This is a genomic window from Mesorhizobium sp. CA5 (assembly GCF_020165105.1).
GTDB lineage: Bacteria > Pseudomonadota > Alphaproteobacteria > Rhizobiales > Rhizobiaceae > Mesorhizobium.
Genome location: NZ_JAIUHJ010000010.1, coordinates 1 through 24,462 on the forward strand (window position 1 = coordinate 1; position 24,462 = coordinate 24,462).

Here is a 24,462-nt window from a genome sequence, read left to right on the forward strand (position 1 = left end):
TAGACTTATTCTCACGAAACGTGATCCGCCAAAGTCTCGTTCGAACCAATTACCCCTGGCGGAGTAAGAGGCTCAGCAGGACTCTGCCGCCCACGTTTCTCTTTCTTCAATCTTCAATTGTCAAAGAACAGACATCGCTTCACGCAATGTCGCAGCCCGTCTCGCTTTTCGGCTTCGGGGCCAATCGAGTGTCGCTCACGCGGCTCTCTTGAATTTCAGCAGAGGGCAGACCTAGAAGCAAACTTCTTCGTCGCCAGCGGCGCACCGCCCTCGTTCGTGGGCCGTATATAGTCGGACCTCCCTCGACGCGTCAACACCGATTTCGAACTTTTTTGAATTTTTTGCGACGAATTTTTCGAACCGCTTTTTCGATAGCCGACTGCCCTTGCGGCAGCCCCTGGGTTATCCCCAACGAGGCCCTATTGCCGCCGCATTGGGGCGTGAAACCGGCCCATATGAGGAAGGCGCGCGCGTACATGCGAGGCGCGCCGACGACGGATGACAGGGCGCCCTGCGCAAGGGGGCGCATGATTGGGGATATGGGCCCCGGCCTGCCGCTTCGTTGACTTCAACCGCCGTGACAGGCAATTGTCATGGCCACAACGACAACGACAAGCCGTTTCGCCTGGGGAAGAAGCAGCCTTTCTGGATGCAAGACACCGAAGAGGTCATAGCCGAACTCGGCAACGAGCCGCCGCTGATCGCGGATGGCCGCAGCGGTCCGCCCGACCGCCGCGAGGTCTCGGCGCGCTGGCTGTCAGGCACCTTCCTCACCGGCGTAACATCGAGCGTGTTGATGGGCGTGGCGTTGTTCGCCGCCCTTGACGGGCGCCAGCAATTGGCGACCCCGCCGGAAATCGCCGAGCTCATCGGTCTTGCCAGCGGCGGCGATGATTCCGGCGAGCAGGCAAAGACCACAAGGCTGGTGGCACCCCGACAGATCGCCCGGGCGAAGGACCGGCGGCGCATGGAAGTATCGATGGTCACCAAGGTCGGCGACCGTGACGTTATCCACACCATGCCCTTCGTGCAGATCAAGATGGCCCTGGCCGCCGGCCACACCACCAGCCGCCCCTACCCGCCGTTCGACCCGATGCAGGTGTTCGGCGACGACGACGGCGACAACGCGCAACCCGCAACGGCCACCGCGGTCGCCGGACAGATTTACGGCGCCAAGGTCGAAAGCGAGATGAGCCTGAAGACGGTCGATTTCCCGATCGAGACGGCGTCCTTCGACGAAAAAAGCGATCTCTCCGCCGACGAGGTTGAAAAGGTGGTGCGGGACGCCGGCACCGGCTTGAGCGACGGCGCTGTCCAGGTGGCAGCGCTGCACTATATCGATCCGCAGCGGTTCGGCGATGCCTTCGCCGAATCGATGGCCGGCTCCTACGACGTGAAGATCACGCAGGAAAACGTCTCGGTGGCGCCGCGTGCCACGCCGGATGACCAGACGCCTGCCTTCGCCGAGGAAATCATTCCCTTCACCAAGGATACCGATATCGCCGAGGCCTTTGCCGATTCGGGCTACACCGGCGATGACGCGACTGGCATGGCGGAGGCGATCGCCAAGCTTTTGAACGCACCGGCGCTAAAGGCCGGAACGGTGCTGCGCGTTGGCCTCGAGGTGCGCGGCGACATCGCCAAGGTCGTGCGCACCAGCGTCTACGACAAGACCACGCACATCGTCACCATAGCGCTCGACGACCGTGGCCAGTATGTGCCGGCGCAGGAGCCGGAGGCCAATCCCGAGCTTTTGACGGCGTTCGATGATTCGCAACCCGTCGTGGTGCGTGGCAATCTGCCCAATGTCTATGACGGCATCTACCGCACCGCCTATTCCTACGGCATGTCGAAAGCGATGACGCAGAAGCTGATCAAGCTGCTCGCTTCCGACGTGGATTTCCAGTCGCGGCTCTCGCCGTCCGACCGCCTCGAAGTGCTGTTCTCCCAACCCGACGGCGACGACCAGGCCTCCGACGGCTCCGAACTTCTCTACGTCTCGTCGACCTTCGGCGGACAAACACGCAACTTCTATCGCTTCCAGATGCAGGACGGCAGCGTCGACTATTTCGACGAGAACGGCAGCAGCGCCAAGCAGTTCCTGCTGCGCAATCCGCTGCCCAATGGGCGCTTCACCTCCGGCTTCGGCGCACGCCGGCATCCGATCCTTGGCTACGTCCGAATGCACACCGGCACCGACTGGGCAGCGCCGATCGGCACGCCGATAATCGCCGCCGGCAACGGCGTGGTCGAGAAGGCCGGCTGGGCCGGCGGCTACGGCAAGCAGATCATCATCCGCCACGCCAATGGTTACGAGACCTCCTATAATCACCAGAGCGCTTTCGCCAAAGGCATCGAGGAAGGCGTTCACGTCCGGCAGGGGCAGGTCATCGGCTATCTCGGCCAGACCGGCCTCTCTACCGGCCCGCACCTTCACTACGAACTGATCGTCAACGGCACCAAGGTCGATTCGATGCGCGTGCGCCTGCCGGTCGGCAAGGTTTTGAAGGGCGACGATCTCGTCGCCTTCAAGAAAGAGCGCGAGCGCATCGACGATCTTCTGAAGCAGGAAGACGGCAACTCACTGAAGGTCGCCAGCGCCAAGACTGATTCGCAGCTTCCGAACTAATCTTGCTCATCGTTTGTCTTTTGCGGCCAGGGCGATGCCTGTCCGGGAACCGTGAACCAGGCGGTGAGTGAAGACAGCACGCAAAGCAGCGCCGTGACCGCCGCGACCGCGGCGAAAGCCGAATCGCTTGCCGCAATCCTGGCCGCTTCGATATTGGCGGCCAGCCCGGAGGCCGGCGGCTCGCCGAAACCGGGCACCCCGGCGGCATTGCCGGTCATCCGCGCGTAAACCCAGGCCGCCAGCGAGCCCATCGCCGCCACCGCGATCAGGCCGCCGACGCGCGAGACCGCGTTGTTGATGCCGGATGCGGCCCCGGTATCCTTGTCCTCCACGGACGTCATGACCGCGGTCGACAGCGGCGACACGACCTGCGCCATGCCAAGCCCCATCAGCGCCATCAGCGGAAAGGTGCCGATCCAGAAATCGTGGATGCCGAAATGGGTGAGCAAGGCAAGGCTGGCGAAGGCGACGGCGACGACCATGCTGCCGCTGGCGATCGGGAAACGCGGACCGATGCGATCCGACCACTGGCCGACCGGTCCGGACAAAAGCGCGATCGACGCCGACAGCGGCACGAAGATGAAGCCGACCTCGGCCTCGCTCAGCCTCCAGCCGGCGATCAACAGCATCGGCAGGTAGAACAAATTGGCCGACAGCGCGAAATAAAGGAAAAACGTCGCCAGATTGGCGCCGGCAAAGGCCCTGATCCGGAACAGGCCGAGATCGATCATCGGGTCGCGCCGCCTGTGCTCGTAAAAGATGAAGACCACAAGCAGGACCATGCCGGCAACGATCGCCGGGCCCGACATCAACCCTGCGCCTTCGGCATTCATCGCCGTCAACCCGTAGGCGAGCAGGCCGAAAGCGAGCGTCGCCAGCGCCGCGCCGCCAAGGTCGAGGCTGCGTTTTTCGGTCGGCTTGTCGGCCGGCACCTTGGCCAGAAGCAGATAGATCGAGATCAGCCCAAGCGGCAGGTTGATGGCAAAGATCGCGCGCCAGACGCCATTGCCGAAAGTCGAGAGCACGAAGCCGCCCAGCACGGGACCGAGCGCCGTGGTCAGCGCCGAAGCGGCGGCCCAGATGCCGATCGCCCGGCCGCGCTCCTTCTTCGGATAGGCTTTGGCGATGATGGCCAGGCTGCCCGGCACCATGATCGCCGCACCAACGCCCTGGATGGCGCGGAAGGCGATCAATATAGCCGGATCGGGCGCCAGCGCGCAGGCGAGCGAAGCCGCGACGAACAACGCGATCCCGATCACGAAGGCGCGCCGCAGTCCAAACCGGTCGCCGGCAGCGCCCCCCACCAGGATGAGCGCCGACAGCGTCAACGCATAGGCGTTGGAAATCCACTGCGCTTGCGCCAGACTGGCGCCGAGATCCGCGCGCAGCGCCGGCATGGCGATCGCCAGAATCGAACCGTCGATGAAGCCGAGCGCAGAGGCGAGGATCGCAGCGACCAGCACGAATTTTCGCTGGGTCTGAGGACAAAACGTGCCGTTCGCCCGCGCGGGCGAATGCGAATCGGCAGTGGTTTCATTCGCTGATGACATCGGATCCTTGCTTAGCCCCCTCGCGCGGGCGCAACAACAAGCCAGAGCATCGCTGTTCTTGAAACCAGATGACAGAGCATGATGCCGAAACGTGTGAAGCGGTTTTCGGACGACATCATGCTCTCTCTTTTTGATTCAGGGGCCGGATGGCGAGGTGGGCTCAATCCTGATGCAAACCGCCACCGGCGTGCTAGGTTCCACGATCATGCGTGAGAGGGAGAAGCCATGAAGCGTCCGCTCGAACCGTCGGCGGAAGGACGCGGACGCATCGTCGGCGTGACCGACGGCGTTTTCGCCATCGCGCTAACCTTGATCGTGCTGGAGATCAGAGTGCCGTCGCATGAGGCGGTGCATTCGGAAGGCGAATTGCTCGCCGCGATCCTGGCGCTGGCGCCGCGATTCCTGACTTATGCGCTGAGCTTCCTCACGCTCACCATCTTCTGGTTCGGACAGCAGGCACAGCATGGCCTGATTGCGAAATCGGACCGGCGGCTCGCGACGCTCAACCTGTGCTTCCTTGCCTTTATCGCGCTGCTACCCTTCTCAACCGACCTTCTCGCCGATTTCCTGGCATTCAGGGGCGCGGTACTGGTCTACTGGCTGAACCTGCTGATGCTGGGCGCCACACTGTACGCAAGCTGGTGGTATGCCGACAGGAACGGCATGATCTCCGAGGACGTCGATGCTGAAACGCGACGCACCGTCTACAAGCGGATCGTCAAGGCGCAGATCCTGTGGGCGGTCGGCGCGGCGCTTTGCCTGATCACGCCGCTGCTCAGCATAGGCTTCATCCTGCTGGTGCAGCTCATCTATGCCGCGGCGCCGCGCGCCTTACTGCTGCGTAAACTCATCGGTTGAGGTCCCGCCGACATCCGCGATTGTTGATCCGCCTACGAACTCCACCGTGACGCCCGGCGACACCAGCTTGGCAAGCTCGCGTGCATCCCAGTTGGTCAGGCGCACACAGCCATGGCTCTCGGTTTTGCCAATCTTAGAAGGATCGGGCGTGCCGTGAATACCGTAGGTCGGCTTGTCGAGTGCGATCCAGACCGAACCGACCGGACCGTTCGGTCCCGGGGGGACGGTCAGGATCTTGTCGTTCTGGCCCTGCTTGAAATTGATGTTCGGATTGTAGGTGTAGTTCGGGTCGAGAGCGATGCGCGAGACGGCATGAATGCCGGTCGGCGACGGCGTGTCGGCCGAGCCGATGGTCGCGGGATAGGCCGCGACCAGCTTGCCGCTCCCATCATAGGCGTAGACTTCCTTCTTGGTCTTGTCGGCGATGATACGCGTTACCGGCGTCGAGACCAGCTTGCCGAAATTGGCGACCTTGATCATCGTGCCCGGGCGATTGAAGTCCACGCCCTTGTTGATCGACTTCAGATAGGTCTCGTCCATATGGAAGCGTTCGGCCAGCGCCTCGGTGACCGAGGTGTAGCACATGCAGTCGAGCTTGGCCTTCTGGCTGTAGTCCTCCGGTATCGAGGCGACGTAAGGGCCGGCCGCGTCTTCCGGCGTGATCGTGTAGGAGGCGAAGGCGTCGCCGCCCGACTGTGCAAGCGCAGCCTGGATGCCGACTGCATCGGTCGACTTCAGATTGGTACCGTTTATTTCGTTGTAGGCGGCCAGCGCCTTGTCGACATTCGAGCCGAAGCGCCCGTCGATCACGCCCGGCGAGGCGCCGCCGCGGTCGAGCAGCACCTGCAGCGCGGCAACGTCCTGGCGCACACCGAGCGACAGCGACGGATCGACCGTGGCCTTGCCACCAGTGTTCGGCGGCAGTGCCGCCTGGGCATCCGGATTGGTTTGAAGCACTTCGCCCTGGCCCGGCTGCTCCGGGTCGATCGACGCCTCGTTCAGCGGCTGGCGCTTGATGGTGTCGGATTTCGGCGCCTCCGGATAAGTGGTGGCATAGCCTTCATCGTTGTTGGGCGCCGGCGGATAGGCATCGACGGAATTGTCGTCGTACTCATCGACCGGCGGCGGGATGACACGGCCGTTCTCTTCCAATTGCCGACGGCGGAAGCGCGCCATGTCATCGGGATTGTCGAGATAATAGCGGTCGTCGTCCTCGGCCGGCGCACGGCCGAGTTCCTGCATGCGCATCTGCCGGCGAAGCGCGCGGCGATCGAGCCTGCTGCCCGGCGGCTGGATGGCGATGACCTTGCCGGTGTCGGCATCGACCAGCACCCGATTGCCCCTGGCGTCGTAGTAGATATCGATATTGCCGTCCTGGGCCAGCATCAGCGCGCCACGCTCAGCCGGGCGCGCAGGCCGCGCACCATCCGCGCTCGGCATGGCGAACGCACTGGAAGACACCAGCCCGGCTGCGAGTGCCGAAAGGGAAAAGATCAAGCGCAGCATGGGGGTCAAGCTCTCCGGTCGACTCGGGCTTCTGGCGGGCGAACCTTCGTCAACAAACCAGCTAGCCAAATTAAGATTCCAACATGAACCGGGCATGAAGATGGCGGGTTTCCGGTACCTTGAGGAATATGAGCTCATGCATGTTGCCCAAAAATACGCAGCGGTTCTGGGGCCGACATGCGAAACAACAGCTAAAGCGCATCGACCACATCCGTTTCGGCGCGACGCGCCTTAGCCTGCGGCAAGCCCCAATTCCTTACGTGCCTGTCTGGTCAGCTTGAGGACGACCAGGCGATGGCTCTCGCGCAGATAGTCCTCGAGCGCCGCATCATCCATGCTTTGGCTTGTCTGACGCTGGATCCATTTCATGCCACGCGAGGCGAGATAGGGCGCCGGCCGGCAGCCCGGCTGATCCTTCAGCACGTCATAGGCCATCTCGGAACATTTGAAGGTGACGAAGAGCTCGCCGCCCTCGTTCCAGCCGCCGATGGCGAACACCTTGCCGCCGACCTTCCAGACATGGGCGCCGCCCCACTGAACGACATGCGTCGTGGCAGGCAATGAAGCGCAGAAGCCGTTGTAATCGTCGAGCTTCATCGAGTCCTTCGCGGTCATCCGAATCGGCAGCTGATTATGTGCAATCACTGCGAATAACAAAGCGCGCCGCACCATACGATGCGACGCGCTTCGCGTTCATTCAAGCTCGCCCGAAATCAGGCGGCGGCTTCCGTCGCCACCACGGTCGGCTTCGAGCGGAAGTTCAACCGGTCGGAGCCGGCGGTGACCTTGACTGTCGAACCGTCGAGAATCTCGCCGAGCAGGATCTTCTCCGCCAGCGGATCCTGCAGCTCCTTCTGCATCACCCGCTTCAGCGGTCTGGCGCCATAGGCCGGATCGTAGCCCTTCGACGCCAGCCACTCGATGGCGTCGTGATCCAGCGACAGCGCGATCTTGCGGTCGGTAAGCAGGTTCTCCAGCCGCTTGAGCTGGATCTCGACAATGCGGTCCATATCCAGCCGGCGCAGCCGGTGGAACAGGATCACCTCGTCGACGCGGTTGAGGAACTCCGGCCGGAACGAGGCCTTCACCACGCTCATCACCTCGTCGCGCACGGCGTCGACATCCTGGTCGTCGCTGAGATTGACCAGATACTCGGCGCCAAGATTGGACGTCATGATGATCAGCGTGTTGCGGAAGTCGACCGTGCGGCCCTGGCCGTCGGTCAGCCTTCCGTCGTCGAGCACCTGCAGGAGCACGTTGAACACGTCCGGATGCGCCTTCTCGATCTCATCGAACAGCACGACCTGATAGGGCCGGCGCCGCACCGCTTCGGTCAGCGCGCCGCCCTCCTCATAACCGACATAGCCGGGAGGCGCGCCGATCAGCCGGGCGACGGAGTGCTTCTCCATGAACTCCGACATGTCGATGCGCACCAGCGCCGTCTCGTCGTCGAACAGGAAGCTGGCCAGCGCCTTGGTGAGCTCGGTCTTGCCGACGCCGGTCGGTCCGAGGAACATGAACGAGCCGATCGGCCGGTTCGGATCCTGCAATCCGGCGCGGGCGCGCCGCACGGCCTTGGACACCGCCTGCACGGCTTCGCCCTGGCCGACGACGCGCTTGCCGATCTCGTCTTCCATGCGCAAGAGTTTCTCGCGTTGCCCCTCCAGCATCTTGTCGACCGGAATGCCGGTCCAGCGCGACACGACATGCGCAACATGGTCGGGCGTGACCACCTCTTCCACCATGCCGGTCTTGCCGTCCTGCGCCTCGGCTTCCTTGAGCTTCTTCTCGAGCTCCGGGATCTTGCCGTAGGCAAGCTCGCCGGCGCGCTGGAACTCGCCCTTGCGCTGCGCGATCGCCAGCTCGTTGCGCGTCTCGTCGAGCTGTTTCTTCAGGTCGGCGGCAAGGCCAAGCTTCTGCTTTTCGGCCTGCCACTTGGTGGTCAGCTCGCTCGATTCCTCCTCGAGATCGGCGAGTTCCTTCTCCAGCCTGGCAAGCCGGTCCTTCGAAGCCTCGTCCTTCTCGACCTTCAGCGCCTCGCGTTCGATCTTGAGCTGCATGATGCGGCGGTCGATCTCGTCCAACGCCTCAGGCTTGGAATCGACCTGCATGCGCAGCCTGGACGCCGCCTCGTCGATCAGGTCGATCGCCTTGTCGGGAAGGAAGCGGTCGGCGATGTAGCGGTTGGAAAGCGCGGCCGCCGACACAAGCGCGGAATCGGAGATGCGCACCTTGTGGTGCTGCTCGTATTTCTCCTTCAGGCCGCGCAGGATCGAAACCGTGTCTTCCACCGTTGGCTCGTCGACGAAGACGGGCTGGAAACGGCGGGCAAGCGCGGCATCCTTTTCGACATGCTTGCGGTATTCGTCGAGCGTGGTCGCGCCGACGCAGTGCAATTCGCCGCGCGCCAGCGCGGGCTTCAACAGGTTCGAGGCGTCCATCGCGCCGTCCGCTTTGCCGGCGCCGACCAGCGTATGCATCTCGTCGATGAACAGGATGATGTTGCCGCTGGCCGAGGTTACCTCGTTGAGCACGGCCTTCAGCCGCTCCTCGAACTCGCCGCGATATTTGGCGCCGGCAATCAGCGCGCCCATGTCGAGCGCCATCAATTGCTTGTCCTTCAGCGATTCCGGCACGTCGCCATTGACGATGCGCAGCGCCAGGCCCTCGGCAATCGCCGTCTTGCCGACGCCCGGCTCGCCGATCAGCACGGGATTGTTCTTGGTGCGCCGCGACAGCACCTGGATGGTGCGGCGGATCTCATCGTCGCGGCCGATGACCGGATCGAGCTTGCCGGCGCGGGCGTCGGCGGTGAGGTCGCGCGCGTATTTCTTCAGCGCGTCATAGCCCTGCTCGGCGCTGGCCGAATCGGCGGTGCGGCCCTTGCGGATGTCGTTGATCGCCTGGTTGAGCGCCTGCGCGGTGACGCCCGCCTTGGACAGGATGTCGGCGGTCTTGGCCGACTTCTCCATGACAAGCGCCTGCAGCAGCCGCTCGACGGTGACGAAGCTGTCGCCGGCCTTCTTGGCCAGGTCCTCGGCGGTTGAGAACACTTTGGCCAGCGGCTGGGCGAGGTAAAGCTGGCCGTTGCCACCTTCGACCTTGGGCATCGCCTCAAGCGCCGTCTCGACGCCGAGCTTGACGTCGCGGACATTGCCGCCGGCGCGCTCGATCAAGGATGCGGCGAGGCCCTCGTCATCGTCGACGAGCACCTTCAGTATATGTTCGGGCGTAAATTGCTGGTGGTTGCGCGAGAGCGCCATGGTCTGCGCGGACTGGATGAAGCCGCGCACGCGCTCCGAGTATTTTTCAAGATTCATTCGCTGTCTCCTTCCATCACCGGCCCACTTTGCGGCACCGGATCAGATTGCGGTGACGGACCCGCTCAAAAGAGCCGAGCCCTGTTCAGCCGAGATATGGTGTATGGGCCACGGTCCCTCAAGACGCCTTGATGTCGATCAATGCAGAATATCGCAGGCGCGCATATACAAAAACGGCGGAGATTTCTCTCCGCCGTCAGCGATGCTTGAAATGGCGTCTGGATCAGTTGTTTGCGTCGGCAGCTACAGGCTCGCCGGGAGCTTCGTTGACAACAGGTGCCGGCTCGCTTGCGGCAGGCTCCCTCGCCTGGTTCGCCTCTTCGGCCGGCTTGGCGCCGACCTCGTCGCTATTGTTCGCCGCGTTGCGCGTTTCGCCTGAACTTTCGGGACCGGAACCTTCGGGGCTCAAGCCCTCCGGCTGGTCGCCCTGCCCGCCACCGGCCTGGTCGGCATAGCTGCCGCGGGGACGCCGCGGACGCCGCGGACGGCGGCCGCCATTGTCCTGGGCGGCTTCGTTGAGCTCGGCCTGTGCGGCAAGGGCGGCCGGCGAGAAACTGTCGAACTGCGGCGCCTGCACGGCCTGTGAACCAGCCTCGCCGGTCGCCTCGGACTGCGCCTGTCCCTCATTGCGGCGGTTCTGGTCGAACTGCTGGCCGCCCTGCTCGCCGCGCTGGGCGTTTTCGCCACGCTGACCGTTCTGGCCATACTGGCCGCCGCCGTTGCGGCGGTCACGATGCCGGTCGCGGCCATTGTTGTCGCGCTGGTTGTTGTCGCGACGGCTGTTGTTGTCGCGGCCGTTTTCCTGGTTGTAGGCGAGTTCCGCCGGCGTGCCTTCGATCACTGGCTGCGGGCCGGAGCCGCTCGCCGTGCCCGGCGCATCGGCGCCGTTGCCGCTGTTGTTGCCGATATTGTCGAACTCCTCGCGATCTTCGTCCATATCATCGTCGAAGTCGTCGCGGTTCTGCTGAGTGTTCTGGATCGGCATCTGCGCCTGCGCGGCGGCAATGATGCGATTGTAATGCTCGGCGTGCTGGAGGTAGTTCTCCGCCATAACCCGGTCGCCGGAGCTTTGCGCGTCACGGGCGAGTGTGGCGTATTTTTCGGCGATCTGCTGAGCCGATCCGCGGATCTTCACGTCCGGGCCGTTGCTCTCGTAGTTGCGGGTCAGGGGATTGGGCCCCTTGCGGTTGTTGTTGTTGCCACCGCCGCCATTGTTGTTGCGACCGCGCATGCGCCTGTTCTGCTGTTGTGGCCTCATTAGACTCTCTTCATAGTGAATTTTCGAAAAACTCTTCACGAACGGTGGCGCTCATGCAGCCAGCCGTTTCGTCTCTTCACCGGCGTTCGCCCGCATCAATTGCGTTGGCGCCACGTGCCATCCTGTCCCGGTTACATCACTTGCCGGATGATTCCCGCACGAAGCTTGGGCGTCGTTTGCGCAAGAAGGCAGCTATTTCCAAGGAAAACCGAATCGCTGGGAGCACTGCCTGCTTCGTCTCATCCGGTTGAGCCGGACCCTAACTGCATTCCCGGGTATTGCCAAGCGGTTTTTTCGCACTGCATCAGGGCTTTCAACGCTCGAACACCAGAACTCTGTCATTGCCGCCGAGATCGCGATGTGACCCGGTTAACACATAGCCGGCTGTCGCGAATATCCCGGTGACCTCGTTTTTCTGCGTATGGCCGATCTCGACCGCTACCTTGCCTTGCGCTTGCAGAAATTCCGCCGCTTCAGCGGCAATGACCCGATAGGGGTTCAAACCGTCCGCACCACCATCGAGGGCCCGGTGCGGGTCGAAATCGCGGACCTCGTCCTGCAGATTTCCGATGTCTCGACTGGATATATAGGGAGGGTTCGAGGCAATTACATGGTAGTGGCCCGAAACTTTTTCGAACCAGTTGGAATGCAAGGCTTTGAAGCGTTCGCCGAGCCCCAGGTCTCGGGCGTTTCCGGCCGCAACCGCCAATGCGTCGAGCGAAATGTCGACGCCCGTCGCGGTGGCCGCCGGAACGGCGCTGAGCAGCGCCAGCGCGATGGCGCCGGTGCCCGTGCCGAGATCGAGAATGCGGCATTCGCCAAGCCTTTCGGCCGTTGCCCGCGCAAAGGGCAGGACGGCGTCGACCAGCGTCTCGGTGTCCGGCCGGGGCTCCAGCGTCTCCGGCGAAAGCGACAGGCGCAAACCGTAGAATTCGCGGTAGCCGAGGATACGGTGCACCGGCTCGCCTGCGACGCGACGCCTCAGGGCCGCTTCGATGGCCGAAAGCGCCGCCGAACCCACTTCTTGTCCCGGTTCGGCGATGGCCTGGGTACGGGTCGTGCCCGAGAAATGCTCGACGATCAGCCGCGAATCGAGCGCCGGATCGTCGATGCCGGCTACAGCCAGACGCTCGCGCGCTGCCCTGAGCAGCGGTCCAAGCGCGGCGGGCAGTTGATCAGCCATCGAGGCTCATATCGGCAAGCAGCTTCGACTGATGATCGGCGATCAGCGCGCCGACGATCTCGTCCAACTCGCCCATCATCACCCGGTCGAGCTTGTAGAGCGTCAGATTGATGCGGTGGTCGGTGACACGGCCTTGCGGGAAATTGTAGGTGCGGATGCGCTCCGAGCGGTCGCCGGAGCCGACCTGCGATTTTCGCGATGACGAGCGCTCCTCATCCGCGCGGCTGCGCTCGAGATCGTAGAGTCTGGCCCTGAGGATCTGCATGGCGCGCGCCCGGTTCTGGTGCTGCGACTTTTCCGCCTGCACCACCATGATGCCGGTCGGCAAATGGGTGATGCGAACCGCCGAATCGGTGGTGTTGACGTGCTGGCCGCCCGAGCCGGAGGCCCGCATCGTGTCGATGCGGATGTCCTCCGCCCGGATTTCGATATCGACCTCCTCGGCCTCGGGCAGCACGGCGACGGTCGCGGCCGAGGTGTGGATGCGCCCGCCGGCCTCGGTTTCCGGCACGCGCTGCACGCGGTGCACGCCGGATTCGAACTTCAGATGCGCGAACACGCCCTTGCCCGATACCGCGGCGATGATTTCCTTGTAGCCGCCGACCTCGCCCTCGCTCGCCGATACCACCTCGAAGCGCCAGCCGCGCGAGGCGGCATAGCGCTCATACATGCGAAAGAGATCGCCGGCGAACAACGCCGCCTCGTCGCCGCCTGTGCCGGCGCGGATTTCGAGGATGGCGTTCCTTTCGTCGGCCGCATCCTTGGGCAGCAGCAGGATCTGGATGTCCTTCTGCAGCGCCTCGATGCGGCTCTCGACCTCCGGCAGGTCGGCCTCGGCCAGCGCGCGCATCTCGGCATCGGTCGCTTTGTCGGCAAGCATCGCCTCGAGGTCCGCCTGCTCCTGCTCGGCGGCGCGCAGCGCCCGGATCTTGCCCACCATCTCCTGGATGTCGGCATATTCCGAAGCCATCTTCACATAGGCGTCGGCGGCGGGTCCGGCCGACATCTGCGCCTCGAGCATGTCGAAACGCTTGACGACTTGATCCATACGGTCGCGGGGCAGGTTGATCATGATCTTCGAACTTCGATGGAATTCACGTCAGGGCGAGCCGAAAATGGGGAGTTTCGAAAACCGGAGCAGAATGTACATTTAGGTACATGAGCACCGGAAGCGCAGAAAATCGCCATTTGCAGACCGCCCTCACGTGAATCTAGAGCGGAATCGAGCGATCGTCTGCAAAGGCCTGTAGCAAGGCTCGCATCGGCAATTTCTGGCTGGGCGCCATTAGATTGTCGTCGAAAAAGGCCTTCAGTTCCTGCAGCGGCAGCTCGGTGAGCATCGCCTTGACCGGGCCGATGGATGCCGGCGACATGGAGATCGAGCGGAAGCCGAGACCGATCAGCGCCATGGCCGAGATCGGCTTGCCGGCCAGCTCGCCGCAGAGCGTCACCGGGGTGTCGTTGCGCACGCCGGCATCGGCAATCGTCTTCAGCACCCGCAGAAACGGCGTCGACAGGTTGTCGAAGCGGTCGGCGAGCTGGGTGTTGCCGCGATCGACGGCCATGACGAACTGGAAGAGGTCGTTGGAGCCGACCGAAACGAAATCCACCGCCTTCATCAATTCGTCGAGCTGGAACAGCAGCGACGGCACTTCCAGCATCGCGCCGAGCTTGAGGCTGGTGGGCAGGTGATGCGCAAAGCGTGACAAATGCCGGACCTCCCGGTCGATGATCTCGCGCGCCTGCGCGATTTCCGACAGCTCGGTCACCATCGGCAGCATCAGCTTCAGCTCGCGGCCGCCGCTGGCCTTCAGCAGCGCCCGTATCTGCGTCCTGAGCAGGCCGGGACGGTCGAGGGTGAGCCGGATCGCCCGCCAGCCCAGCGCCGGGTTCTCTTCCTGCACCGCGCCCTTGAAATAGGGCAGCACCTTGTCGCCGCCGATGTCGATGGTGCGGAAGGTGACCGGCTTGCCGCGCGCCGCCTCGAGCACGTCGCGGTAAAGCCGTTCCTGCGCCTCGGCGCGGGGAAAGGTCGAGGCGACCATGAACTGCAATTCGGTGCGGAACAGGCCGATGCCGGCGGCGCCCGATTCGGTCAGCTGCGGCAGGTCGACGGCAAGGCCCGCATTCATCAGCAGATCGACTGGAACTCCGTCCTTGGTCAGCGACGGCTTCTTGCGCAGCTCGCGATAGACCTCCTGCCGCCGCGCCCTGAAGCGGACTTTTTCGGCATAGGCGGCTTCCAGGTCGGATTGCGGCCTGAGATGGATGGTGCCTTCCTCGCCGTCGACGATGATGGCGTCGCCGTTTTCCGCCATGGAAACGGCGCCCTTCATTTGTCCGGCGACGGGAATGCCCATGGCGCGCGCGACGATCACGACATGGCTGGTGGCGGCGCCATCCTCCAGCACCAGGCCGCGCAGCTTGTCGCGCGGATAATCGAGCAACTCGGCCGCGCCCATCGAGCGGGCGACGATGATGGCGTCCTTGGGCAGCGAGGCCGCGACATCTTCCGGACCGCGTCCCATCAACTGGCGCAGCAGCCGGTTGGCGAGGTCGTCGAAATCGCTCATCCGCTCGCGCAGATAAGGGTCGGTCATGTGCAGCATGCGGGCGCGCATGTCGCTCTGCACCTTTTCGACGGCGGCTTCCGCCGTCAGGCCGTTGCGGATCGCCTCTTCCAGCCGCCGCACCCAACCGCTGTCGTTGGCGAACATGCGATAGGCCTCGAGCACCTCGCGGTGCTCGCCCTCGAACGCGACCTCGCGCCGCTCCAGCATGTCGTCGATGGAGAGCCGGAGCGAGCCTAGTGAGGACTGCAGCCGGCGCACCTCCTCCTCGCTGTCCTCGTTGAAGAGGTTGGTGACAACGATGCGCGGCTCGTGCAGCACGACATGGCCGAGCCCGACGCCCTCATTGAAGGAAAGGCCGGTGAAGCTCACCGGGCGGCGCAGGTCAAGCTCCAGCCCCGGCTTGGTCAGGCGGGCGAGATCGCCGGTGGCGATCATCTCGGCGATCACCATCGCCGTCGTTTCCAGCGCCTCGACCTCGTCGTCGCGGTAATGGCGCATGGTCTTGTTCTGCACCACCAGCACGCCCAGCGTGCGCCCTGCCCGCAGCACCGGCACGCCGAGGAAGGAGTTGTAGATCTCTTCGCCCGTCTCCGGCAGGTAGGCGAAAGCCGGATGCTCCTGCGCATTGGATAGATTGAGCGGTCGCGCGCTGGCGGCGATCGTGCCGACCAGGCCCTGCCCGAGCCGCAGCTGCGCCAGGTGGACGGCGTTGGGGTTCAAACCTTCGGTGGCGTAGAGCTCGAGCACCGAATCCGCGCGCAGCACGTAGAGCGAGCAGACTTCGGCGACCATGTTGGAGGCGATGTCGCGCACGATGCGGTCGAGCCGCTCCTGCGGCTCCAGCGGCTCCTGCATGAGCTCGCGAAGCCGTTTGAGCAGAACGCGCGGGCCACTGGCCGTATCACGCATCGCGGCTTGTTCTCCAATGGGCATTTCGCCCGCCGCAGTTTCTCCCGCGGCCGGCGTTCACGCAACAACTGACTCAGTTCTTGCTATTGCTTATCGAGCCCGTAGACGGAATGCAAAGTACGAACTGCAAGTTCCGTATAGGGACCGTCGATCAGTATCGAGATTTTGATCTCGGAAGTGGTGATGGCGCGGATGTTGATCGCCTTGTCGGCCAGCGCCTTGAAGGCGGTGGCGGCGACGCCGGCGTGGCTGCGCATGCCGATGCCGATGACCGAGACCTTCGACATGCCGGCTTCCGACTGGACGACGTCGTAGCCGACATCGGGTTTCAGCCTCTCCAGCACGGCAAGCGCCTTGTCGACGTCGCCGGACGGCACGGTGAAGGTCATGTCGGTGAACTTGCCGTCCTCGGAGATGTTCTGGACGATCATGTCGACATTGATGTTGGCTTCGGCCAGCGGGCCGAAGATGCCGGCGGCAACGCCTGGACGGTCGCCGACGCGGCGCAGCGAGATCTGCGCTTCGTCCTTGGCGTAGGCAATTCCGGTGACGACCTGCTGTTCCACGATCTCTTCCTCGTCGCAAATAAGCGTTCCGGGCGGATTGAGCAAATCCCCCATTCCGGGCGCGTCGGGATCGTCGAAGGACGACCGCACGAAGGTACGCACCCTGTGTACCATGGCAAGCTCGACCGAGCGCACCTGCAGCACCTTGGCGCCGAGCGAAGCCATTTCGAGCATTTCCTCGAACGAAATCTTGGCCAGCCGACGGGCTTTCGGCTCGATACGAGGGTCGGTCGTATAGACGCCGTCGACATCGGTATAGATGTCGCAACGGTCGGCCTTGACCGCCGCCGCGATCGCCACGGCGCTGGTGTCGGAGCCGCCGCGGCCGAGCGTCGATATGCGGTTGTCCGGGCCGATGCCCTGGAAACCAGCGATGACGGCCACCTGGCCCTCGCCGAAGCGCTTGATGAGGAAGGCGCCGTCGATATCGAGGATGCGTGCCGCGCCATGCGCGTTGTCGGTCTTGATCGGGATCTGCCAGCCCTGCCAGGACCGTGCATGGATGCCCATGTTCTGCAGCGTGATCGCCAGGAGACCGGCCGTGACCTGCTCGCCCGACGCGACAACGGCGTCATATTCGCGCGCGTCGTGCATGGGCGAGGCTTCGCGGGTCCAGCCGACCAGCTCGTTGGTCTTGCCGGCCATGGCCGAGACCACCACGGCAACCTCGTGGCCGGCATCGACCTCGCGTTTGACATGGCGCGCCACGTTGCGGATGCGGGCGATGTCGGCGACCGAGGTTCCGCCGAATTTCATCACGATACGCGCCATGGAAGCGAAATGCCTTTGACTGAAGCCGGCTCGAGCCCGGAACGAGAGGAAACGCCGGGTAAGCCCGGCGCCGGAATGCGCGGCCTCCTTAGCCAAAACAGCAACGCTTCGCAAGCGAGCGCGGCCATGAGCGGCCCGGCACCACCTCTACTGACAGAATCTTGTCGCCGATCATGCCATATGACTGGCGAAACGGCGCGCTGGAGAGTCTCATGACCGAAACCCTGGAAATCGTCACCTTCCGCCTCAAGCCCGGCGCCGAAGCCGGCTTTGTCGCCAGCAACGGCGTCATCACTGACTGGCTCGCCCGGCAGCCAGGCTTCCTCAGCCGGCATCTCGGCCGGCGCGAGGACGGAAGCTGGGTGGATGTGGTGCGCTGGCAGAGCATGGAACAGGCCCAGGCGGCGGCCGACCGCATCATGGCCGAGATCGGCGGCAGCGAAGCCGTGCAGGCGATCGAGCCGACCAGCGTCGCCATGAACCACGCAACGATCGCGCTGTCGCGTTGATCACGACATTGCCGGTCGCGCGCTCGCGGCTCAGGTAGCGCTTCGCCACAGACCGGGATAGTCGAGAACGAAACCGGCCGGCGAGACCGTCAGGACAGCATCGTAGCCGTACACGGGTGCGGCATAAGCATAGCGGCTGTCGTCGAGCCGCCGGTAGGTCTGTTCGAGACGCGAGAGCCTGAGTTCAGGAAAGGCCAGATAGGCGGCCGGCGCCGGCGCCGCCATGCCGTCGCCAAGCTCGAGCCGACGGATCGCCAGAAGATTGGTGGCGGGCGTGAAGCCGAGATCGACGTCGACGAGGCCGGCAACCTCCGCCTGGCTTGCGCCGTTCAGCAGCCACTGGCCGTCGGCAAGACGTTCAATCTGATAATGCATCTCCCGCATGCCGCAAAAGCCGTCGACCCGCGCCCTGCGGGTACGCCAGCTCAGATCGCAATCCACCTCATAGGCAAGGCCGCACGGACCGGCGTCGTGGACGAAAAGCGCATGGCCTTTGAGGGTCCGGCCATCATCTGTCTCGCCAAGCAGGCAAGCGTCGTGCCCTTCCCGGTCGAGCCGTTGCCAAAGGATCGAAGCCCGAATTCGCATTTTCGCACACTCCCGTCTCGTCTCGCTCCCTGTTCATGACAGCTTTTCGTTCGCCCATCCGATTTGTTTCGGCAGCGCGGCAACCAAGCTGTCAGGTGCTGACAGAACGCGGTCTGATCCATCGACATGGTTGGACCTGCCGGCGGTCTGACGTCAGCAGCAAAAAACCCGCCTTGACATTCCCTCCCCCGCGCCCGACTTCCTAGCGTTCCCCGACTTCTTCTTGGCGTTCGAGGAGACCCGCCTATGCCCGAGCCCCGCCGATCGACCATCGATGCCGGAGAAGTGGAACGCTTCTCCGCCCTTGCCGCCGAATGGTGGAACCCGAACGGCAAGTTCCGTCCGCTGCACAAGTTCAATCCGGTGCGGCTTGCCTATATCCGCGATCAGGTTGCGGCCCGTTTCGGCCGCGATCCGCGCGCGGCGCAGCCTTTCGATGGCCTGCGCTTCCTCGATATCGGCTGCGGCGGCGGTTTGCTGTGCGAGCCTATGGCCAGGCTTGGCGCCGAAGTGGTCGGCGCCGATGCTTCCGCGACCAACATCGAAGTGGCGAAGCTGCACGCGGCGGAAGCCGGCGTCAGCGTCGACTACCGCGCCACCACGGCCGAGGCGCTGGCCGATGCCGGCGAGACCTTCGACGTCATCCTGAACATGGAAGTGGTCGAGCATGTCGCCGATGTCGACCTGTTCGTGGCCAAATGCGGCCAGATGGTCCGCCCCGGCGGCATCATGTTCGTCGCCACCATCAACCGCACGCTGAAAGCGCTCGGCCTTGCCATCATCGGCGCCGAATATCTGCTGCGCTGGCTGCCGCGCGGCACGCATCAGTTCGGCAAGCTGGTCCGTCCGGAGGAGCTTGCGAAGGCGCTGGGCGCTGCCGGGCTCACGGTGATCGACCGCACCGGCGTCATCTACCATCCGCTGGCCGATCGCTGGCAGAAGTCCAGGGACATGGACGTCAATTACATGGTGCTGGCGGAGAAAGCTTCGGTCTGAACGGCGGCAAGCCGGACCGCTCGTCTCACGCCTCCAGTGGCCGGCGGCAACGAGAACTAGAGCGTTTCACCGTTTCGCGGAAACGGCGAACCGCTCTATCTCTTTGTTTTGGCGCAATTCCGGACGGAAAACCGCTCACACTTTTCCTGGAATTGCTCTAGCTGCGGGACGCCGCCGGCTCGACCCGGACCGGCGCCGGCGCGCCGGTCTGGCTTTGCGCCTTGGTCGTGATGAAGACGCCGGCGGTGATGATGGCGGCGCCCAGCCAAGTCAGAAGCTGGTAGTGCTCGCCGAGGAAGATCGTGCCCGCGAACAGGCCGACGGCCGCCGCCACATAGCCGATCTGGCTGAGATAGACCGGCCCGCCGACCGCCTGCAGGCGGAAGAAGAAAGCAAACATTGCCGAGGCCGACGCTACCTGGCCGACGACCACGAGCGGCACGCCGCCGAGCGGAATGAAGGCACGCGTGCCCAGAAGCGTTAAAATGCCGATGAGGAGCAGCGTGGCCGAGGCCAGGTGGCTGCCGACCGCAAGCTCGATCGGGCCGGTGCCTTGCGGCCAGTCGACGGTGCGGTAGATGTTGCCGGCGGCAAGGCTGACCGGGATGAGCAGCCCGATCGCCACCCAGAAATAGTCGGCCGGCTGCCCTGCCTCGCCGCGCGTCAGCGCGACCATCGCCGCGCCGACAAAGCCGACGGCGATGCCGATGACCCCGAGCAGGTTGGGGCGCCTGACACCGAGCACGATCGAGAACACCAGCGTCATCACCGGCGACAGGGTGAACATGATGCCGGTGTAGCCGGCGCCGAGATGCGGGATGGCCGAGAACATCAGAAGATTGGGAATGGCGTAGGAAATCGCTGCGGTGACGAAGAAATAGCGCAGCTTGTGCGGGGTCAGCCGGATGCGCTCGCCGCCCAGCAGAAGCGCCAGAAACAGCACGCCGCCTGCGCCCAGCGAGATGACGAAGGCCCAGACCATGGCCGGCACCCCGGCAGCGGTGGCGAGCTTGCCGAACGGCAGCGTCATGCCCAGCAGGCCGCCCGTCACGACCAGAAGCCAAATCGCTGAATCCCAGAGAAGTCTCATTGGTTCGTCCTGTCCCTGCGAGACCGCTTGGCGGCCAGTTCCTGTTGCAGTAAGATAATACCAAGATTCTTTATGTCAAGATACTTTATGGTGAGCAACATGGATCGAGCAGGCAAAGCCATGGAGCAGTGGCGACGGGAGCGACCGGACCTCGACGTGTCGCCGATGGGCGTCATCGGGCGGCTGAACGAGGTCTCGGCGCTCATCGCGCGCGACCGCCTGGCGCCGGTCTTCGCCCGCTTCGGGCTGCAGTCCGGCGAATTCGATGTGCTGGCGACATTGCGCCGTTCCGGCGCGCCCTACGCGCTGACGCCGACCGAGCTTTACGAGGCGACGATGGTGACCTCGGGCGCCATGACCGCACGCCTCGACCGGCTGGAGAAGGCCGGCCTAATCCAGCGCGCGCCGCATCCCAACGACCGGCGCGGTGTGGTGGTGCAATTGACCGGGAAAGGGCTCGAGCTCATCAACGAAGCGCTTGCCGCCCACGTCGCCAACGAGCATGAAATCCTCGCCGGCCTGACACGCGAGGATCGGGAAATGCTGGCGAAACTGCTGGAAAAACTGATCGGAAGCTTGGGCCAAACCTCTGCCTAGCGTATGCCTCCTGCTTTCCACCTTCGTGAACTTGCGCCAAGGTGTATTGAGATTCAGGTCAGGCCGAGCCGAGAATGGTGGCTTACGAGAACCGGAGCGGAGCGTACTTAAAGTACGTGAGCACCGGAAGCGCAGGAAGCCGCCATTCGCAGGCCGGCATCACCTGAATATCGACACACCTCAGTTCCGGTCGTCCGGAAAGCTCGGAATCGGCATGAACTCGACGCCGTCCTCGACGAGGCTCTGCGCCTCTTCCGGCGTCGCTTCGCCGTAGATGCCACGCGGATCGGTCTCGCCAAAATGGATCTTGCGCGCTTCCTCGGCGAACTTGTCGCCGACATAGTCGGCATTTTCGCGTACCTTCTCGGCCAGTGCCTTGAGCTGCGCCAGCGCCTGCTTCTGCGCCTCGCCGATGGCCAAAGCGACCTTCTCTCGGCTGCGGGACGTTGAGACGGCCGGCGCCATCAGCCCCTTCTCTATCCTGTGCGAGCCGCAGCGCGGGCAATCGACGAAGCCGCGCTTCTTCTGGGTGTCGAAGTCGTCATTGCTGCGGAACCAGGCTTCGAATTCGTGCTCGTGTTCGCAGATCAGGGAAAAACGGATCAAGAGGCGGCACCCCTGAGACGCGGCGCTTCGCTTGTCCCGGCATTGACAGTGAAATCCCGCGCGTTCTTCAAATTGGGGATCTTGCGGCGCGCGGCAAGCGACTGCGCCGGATCGATCTCGGCGACGATCACGCCGGGCTCGTCATGCGCGGCCTCGGCGACGATGCGCCCCCACGGATCGACGATCAGCGAATGGCCATAAGTTTCGCGCCCGTCCTCATGCAGGCCGCCCTGCGCGGCGGCGATGACATAGGCGCCGTTCTCGATGGCGCGGGCGCGCAACAGCACGTGCCAATGCGCCTCCCCGGTCTGGCGCGTGAAAGCGGCGGGCACTGTCAGCACCTCGGCCCCGGCCATCGCCTCGGCGCGAAACAGTTGCGGAAAGCGCAGGTCGTAGCACACCGCGAAGCCCAGCCTCGTCCCCTCGATATCGGTCACGACCGCTTCCGTTCCCGGCTCGTAGGAGGCGGATTCGCGCCAGCTCTCGCCATTGTCGAGGTCGACATCGAACATATGGATCTTGTCGTAACCGGCGATCAGGGCGCCGTCGGGCGAGAACAGGAACGCGCGGTTGGCGAGCTTGCCGTCGGCGCGCAGGATTGCCGTCGAGCCGACATGCAGATAAATGCCGAGCTCCTTCGCCAGCCTGCACGCGGTCGCGACGACCACGTCCTTGTCTTCGGTGGTGAAGGCGGCCGCCCCCGCCTGCTTGTCGCGGATCAGCGCACCGGTCATTTCCGGCGTCTGGACGTAGGTCGCGCCCCGATGTGCGGCATCGCGGACCAGCCTTTCCATGTCGGCCGCATTGCGCTCCGGGCTGGTCCCCGAACGCATCTGCACCGCCGCCGCCTTGAAAACACCCATGATCAAGCCCTCGCTTCGTTGGCAAGCAGCACGTCCAGCCGCCCCTGCGACTCCAATTCATGGAGATCGTCGCAGCCGCCAACATGCGTGTCGCCGATGAATATCTGCGGAAAAGTGGTGCGCCCATGTGCCCGTGAAATCATTTCCTGGCGCAATTTCGGCGAGAATGAAGCGTCGTGCTCGGTATAGGTCACGCCCTTGCGCTCGAGCAACCGCTTGGCGGCCGTGCAATAGCCGCACATCATGCGCGTATAGATCGTCACATCGACCATCAATCAGCAATCCTGCCTATCCACGTCGCTCGCCAGTTGCGCGAAAACGACATGCACCAAAACAACAACTTAAGCACTATATAGTTGCAGACTCATCGGCTCGGAAGTCCCCCGGCAGAACGCGCGCGAAGGTCAGCACGTCGACCGCTCCGGCGCCGCCTTTCTTCAGCGCCTTGGCGACGGCCCGCACCGTTGCGCCGGTGGTATAGACATCGTCGACCACGAGCACCCGGCGCCCCGCTATCTCGATTTCAGCGTCTGGCGGCACGCGAAACGCGGCGCGCACATTCTCCTCGCGCTCGTGCCGTTCGAGCCCGACCTGCTGGCGCGTCAACTTCACGCGCCTGACCGCGGATGGCGAGAAGGGCAGCCCGCCGAGCTTTGCAACGGCCCGACCGAGTTCCGCGGACTGGTTGAACTGGCGCCGGAAGAAGCGCCGCCAGTGCAACGGCACCGGCACGACCAGGTCGGCCTCCGCAATCAGCTCGGCGCCGGCCCGCATCATCCAGTTCGCCATCCAGGGCGCTAGGTCGGTTCGGTCCTGATATTTCAGCCCCTGCACCATCTGCCGCGCGACACCCGAATAGAGGACGGCGGCCCGCGCCCGCTCGAAGGGCGGCGGATCGGCGATCGCCTCGGCGGAAAGAAACCCCTCGCCCATGTCATGCGTGAAGGGCGTGCCCATCACCGGGCACCAGGGTTTTTCCAGCAGCCTAAGCTTCGGCCAGCAGGCGCCGCACAGCACGCCGGGTTGCGACACATGACGACGGCAGCCGGCGCAAACCGGCGGAAACAACAGCCGTGCCGGCCAGGCCAGTGCCTGCCGCGTCATATCCTGGACCGCTGTGGTCTTGATCTTGTGCACCGGATCGGCCACGTGAAAGGAAACCCCGCGCCACCTTAACACCACTCCGGCACGCGCGGACAACAGGAAGCTTTTCATTGCAGCCCTTGATCGACACCGAGCTCTGGCTCGCTCGCAAGCGCCGGGCACTCGCGCGCCCCGTCGAAGGCGCCGATTTCCTGATGCGCCGCGCCGCCGAGGACCTTGTCGACCGGCTGGGCGCCGTCGAACGCCGCTTCGGCAAGGCGGCCGCGCTGTTCTGCCAGACTTCAGCGGCCGTGGACGTGCTTGCCGGCAGCGGCAAGGTTGGCGAAATCGTGCGCGTCGAGATGGACGAAGCGCTTCTGGCCGGCGGCACCGGCCTGGTAGCGCCGCCTGAGACCGTGCCGTTCGAGGAGGCCAGCCTCGATCTCGTCGTCTCCCTGCTCTCGATGCATGCGATGAACGACATTCCCGGCGTGCTTGCGCAAATCCGCCGGGCGCTGCGACCGGACGGGCTTTTCCTCGGCGCTCTTGCCGGCGCGGGCACATTGGCGGAATTGCGCGAGAGCATGCTGGCGGCCGAGACGGAGCTTTACGGCGGCGCAAGCCCGCGCATCCTTCCCTTCACCGACGTGCGCGACGCGGGCGCGCTGTTGCAGCGCGCCGGCCTGGCCTTGCCGGTCGCCGATGTCGAAACGGTCGCGGTGCGCTACGACACGCTGTTCGACCTCGCCGCCGACCTGCGCGCCATGGGCGAAACAAACGCGCTCGTCGATCGCAGCCGCAGGCCGGCCGGCAGACGGCTTTTTGCCCGCGCCGCGGAGCTCTACGCCGAGCGGTTTGCGGATCCGGATGGCCGTATCCGCGCGAGTTTTTCGATTGTCTGGATGTCCGGCTGGGCGCCCGACGCCTCGCAGCAAAAGCCGCTCAAGCCGGGATCCGCCAAGGTCTCGCTCAAGGCGGTCCTGGAGAACCCGTCTAGGACCTGAGCG

At 64.2% G+C, this 24,462-nt stretch carries 21 protein-coding genes; 6 read left to right on the plus strand and 15 right to left on the minus strand.

Annotation, left to right across the window (positions count from 1 at the left end; all coding sequences use genetic code 11):
* Nucleotides 1-649 precede the first annotated feature (649 nt).
* On the plus strand, nucleotides 650-2,629 hold the full coding sequence (locus LB529_RS14700; protein WP_224711461.1) for a M23 family metallopeptidase: 1,980 nt from the start codon (nucleotides 650-652) through the stop codon (nucleotides 2,627-2,629).
* On the opposite strand, the gene LB529_RS14705 is transcribed toward LB529_RS14700, so the two are convergent.
* Entirely contained in the window at nucleotides 2,626-4,179 is a 1,554-nt protein-coding gene (locus tag LB529_RS14705; RefSeq protein WP_224711462.1) for an MFS transporter, read from the minus strand. The two genes, LB529_RS14700 and LB529_RS14705, sit on opposite strands and share 4 nt — an antisense overlap.
* Nucleotides 4,180-4,404: 225 nt before the next feature.
* On the opposite strand from LB529_RS14705, the gene LB529_RS14710 reads away from it, so the two are divergent.
* The gene (locus LB529_RS14710; RefSeq protein ID WP_224608125.1) at nucleotides 4,405-5,037 is read left to right on the plus strand and encodes a TMEM175 family protein; all 633 of its coding nucleotides are present in this window, start codon (nucleotides 4,405-4,407) and stop codon (nucleotides 5,035-5,037) included.
* Here the strand turns inward: LB529_RS14710 and LB529_RS14715 are convergent.
* From LB529_RS14715 to LB529_RS14750, 8 genes are all read right to left on the minus strand, one after another.
* Complete coding sequence (locus tag LB529_RS14715; RefSeq protein ID WP_224711463.1) at nucleotides 5,011-6,543, minus strand: L,D-transpeptidase family protein; 1,533 nt, start codon at nucleotides 6,541-6,543, stop codon at nucleotides 5,011-5,013. The two genes, LB529_RS14710 and LB529_RS14715, sit on opposite strands and share 27 nt — an antisense overlap.
* Before the next feature lie 231 nt (nucleotides 6,544-6,774).
* On the minus strand, nucleotides 6,775-7,140 hold the full coding sequence (locus tag LB529_RS14720; protein WP_140543607.1) for an MmcQ/YjbR family DNA-binding protein: 366 nt from the start codon (nucleotides 7,138-7,140) through the stop codon (nucleotides 6,775-6,777).
* A 116-nt stretch (nucleotides 7,141-7,256) separates the two neighbouring features.
* The gene (clpB, locus tag LB529_RS14725) at nucleotides 7,257-9,863 is read right to left on the minus strand and encodes an ATP-dependent chaperone ClpB (RefSeq protein WP_140847370.1); all 2,607 of its coding nucleotides are present in this window, start codon (nucleotides 9,861-9,863) and stop codon (nucleotides 7,257-7,259) included.
* Nucleotides 9,864-10,086: 223 nt separating this feature from the next.
* Nucleotides 10,087-11,121, minus strand: a complete 1,035-nt coding sequence (locus LB529_RS14730) for a DUF4167 domain-containing protein (protein WP_224711464.1) — start codon at nucleotides 11,119-11,121, stop codon at nucleotides 10,087-10,089.
* 313 nt (nucleotides 11,122-11,434) lie between these two features.
* Nucleotides 11,435-12,304, minus strand: coding sequence for a peptide chain release factor N(5)-glutamine methyltransferase (prmC, locus tag LB529_RS14735; protein ID WP_224711465.1), 870 nt, complete (start codon nucleotides 12,302-12,304; stop codon nucleotides 11,435-11,437).
* Entirely contained in the window at nucleotides 12,297-13,376 is a 1,080-nt protein-coding gene (gene prfA / locus LB529_RS14740; protein WP_224609568.1) for a peptide chain release factor 1, read from the minus strand. The genes prmC and prfA overlap by 8 nt, the downstream gene beginning before the upstream one ends.
* Before the next feature lie 139 nt (nucleotides 13,377-13,515).
* Nucleotides 13,516-15,786 carry a phosphoenolpyruvate--protein phosphotransferase gene (ptsP, locus tag LB529_RS14745; protein WP_140632771.1) on the minus strand — a complete coding sequence of 757 codons (2,271 nt, stop codon included), beginning with the start codon at nucleotides 15,784-15,786 and terminating at the stop codon, nucleotides 13,516-13,518.
* An 83-nt stretch (nucleotides 15,787-15,869) separates the two neighbouring features.
* Nucleotides 15,870-17,123 (minus strand): aspartate kinase, encoded by a 1,254-nt coding sequence (locus LB529_RS14750; RefSeq protein ID WP_140847379.1) that lies wholly within the window; start codon nucleotides 17,121-17,123, stop codon nucleotides 15,870-15,872.
* Between the two features lie 212 nt (nucleotides 17,124-17,335).
* Between LB529_RS14750 and LB529_RS14755 the strand changes: the two genes are divergently transcribed.
* The gene (locus LB529_RS14755; protein ID WP_140847382.1) at nucleotides 17,336-17,632 is read left to right on the plus strand and encodes an antibiotic biosynthesis monooxygenase family protein; all 297 of its coding nucleotides are present in this window, start codon (nucleotides 17,336-17,338) and stop codon (nucleotides 17,630-17,632) included.
* A gap of 30 nt (nucleotides 17,633-17,662) precedes the next feature.
* Here LB529_RS14755 and LB529_RS14760 read toward each other — a convergent pair whose 3' ends face one another.
* Nucleotides 17,663-18,220 carry a putative glycolipid-binding domain-containing protein gene (locus tag LB529_RS14760; protein WP_224711466.1) on the minus strand — a complete coding sequence of 186 codons (558 nt, stop codon included), beginning with the start codon at nucleotides 18,218-18,220 and terminating at the stop codon, nucleotides 17,663-17,665.
* A 246-nt stretch (nucleotides 18,221-18,466) separates the two neighbouring features.
* Between LB529_RS14760 and ubiG the strand changes: the two genes are divergently transcribed.
* Nucleotides 18,467-19,216, plus strand: a complete 750-nt coding sequence (gene ubiG / locus LB529_RS14765; protein WP_224711467.1) for a bifunctional 2-polyprenyl-6-hydroxyphenol methylase/3-demethylubiquinol 3-O-methyltransferase UbiG — start codon at nucleotides 18,467-18,469, stop codon at nucleotides 19,214-19,216.
* Between the two features lie 157 nt (nucleotides 19,217-19,373).
* On the opposite strand, the gene LB529_RS14770 is transcribed toward ubiG, so the two are convergent.
* Nucleotides 19,374-20,306 (minus strand): DMT family transporter, encoded by a 933-nt coding sequence (locus tag LB529_RS14770; RefSeq protein ID WP_224711468.1) that lies wholly within the window; start codon nucleotides 20,304-20,306, stop codon nucleotides 19,374-19,376.
* Nucleotides 20,307-20,405: 99 nt separating this feature from the next.
* Here LB529_RS14770 and LB529_RS14775 point away from each other — a divergent pair, with 99 nt between their 5' ends.
* Complete coding sequence (locus LB529_RS14775) at nucleotides 20,406-20,903, plus strand: MarR family winged helix-turn-helix transcriptional regulator (protein WP_224532533.1); 498 nt, start codon at nucleotides 20,406-20,408, stop codon at nucleotides 20,901-20,903.
* 180 nt (nucleotides 20,904-21,083) lie between these two features.
* On the opposite strand, the gene LB529_RS14780 is transcribed toward LB529_RS14775, so the two are convergent.
* The 4 genes from LB529_RS14780 to LB529_RS14795 all read right to left on the minus strand — a co-directional run bounded on the left by LB529_RS14780 (nucleotide 21,084) and on the right by LB529_RS14795 (nucleotide 23,521).
* On the minus strand, nucleotides 21,084-21,509 hold the full coding sequence (locus LB529_RS14780) for a DUF1178 family protein (protein WP_224711469.1): 426 nt from the start codon (nucleotides 21,507-21,509) through the stop codon (nucleotides 21,084-21,086).
* Nucleotides 21,506-22,372, minus strand: a complete 867-nt coding sequence (locus tag LB529_RS14785; RefSeq protein WP_224711470.1) for a carbon-nitrogen hydrolase family protein — start codon at nucleotides 22,370-22,372, stop codon at nucleotides 21,506-21,508. The genes LB529_RS14780 and LB529_RS14785 overlap by 4 nt, the downstream gene beginning before the upstream one ends.
* A gap of 2 nt (nucleotides 22,373-22,374) precedes the next feature.
* Nucleotides 22,375-22,644, minus strand: coding sequence for a glutaredoxin 3 (gene grxC, locus LB529_RS14790; RefSeq protein WP_140543583.1), 270 nt, complete (start codon nucleotides 22,642-22,644; stop codon nucleotides 22,375-22,377).
* 76 nt (nucleotides 22,645-22,720) lie between these two features.
* Nucleotides 22,721-23,521: a ComF family protein gene (locus LB529_RS14795; RefSeq protein WP_224708304.1), complete on the minus strand. Its 801-nt coding sequence runs from the start codon at nucleotides 23,519-23,521 to the stop codon at nucleotides 22,721-22,723.
* Between the two features lie 65 nt (nucleotides 23,522-23,586).
* Between LB529_RS14795 and LB529_RS14800 the strand changes: the two genes are divergently transcribed.
* Entirely contained in the window at nucleotides 23,587-24,459 is an 873-nt protein-coding gene (locus LB529_RS14800; protein WP_224711471.1) for a methyltransferase domain-containing protein, read from the plus strand.
* Nucleotides 24,460-24,462 lie beyond the last annotated feature (3 nt).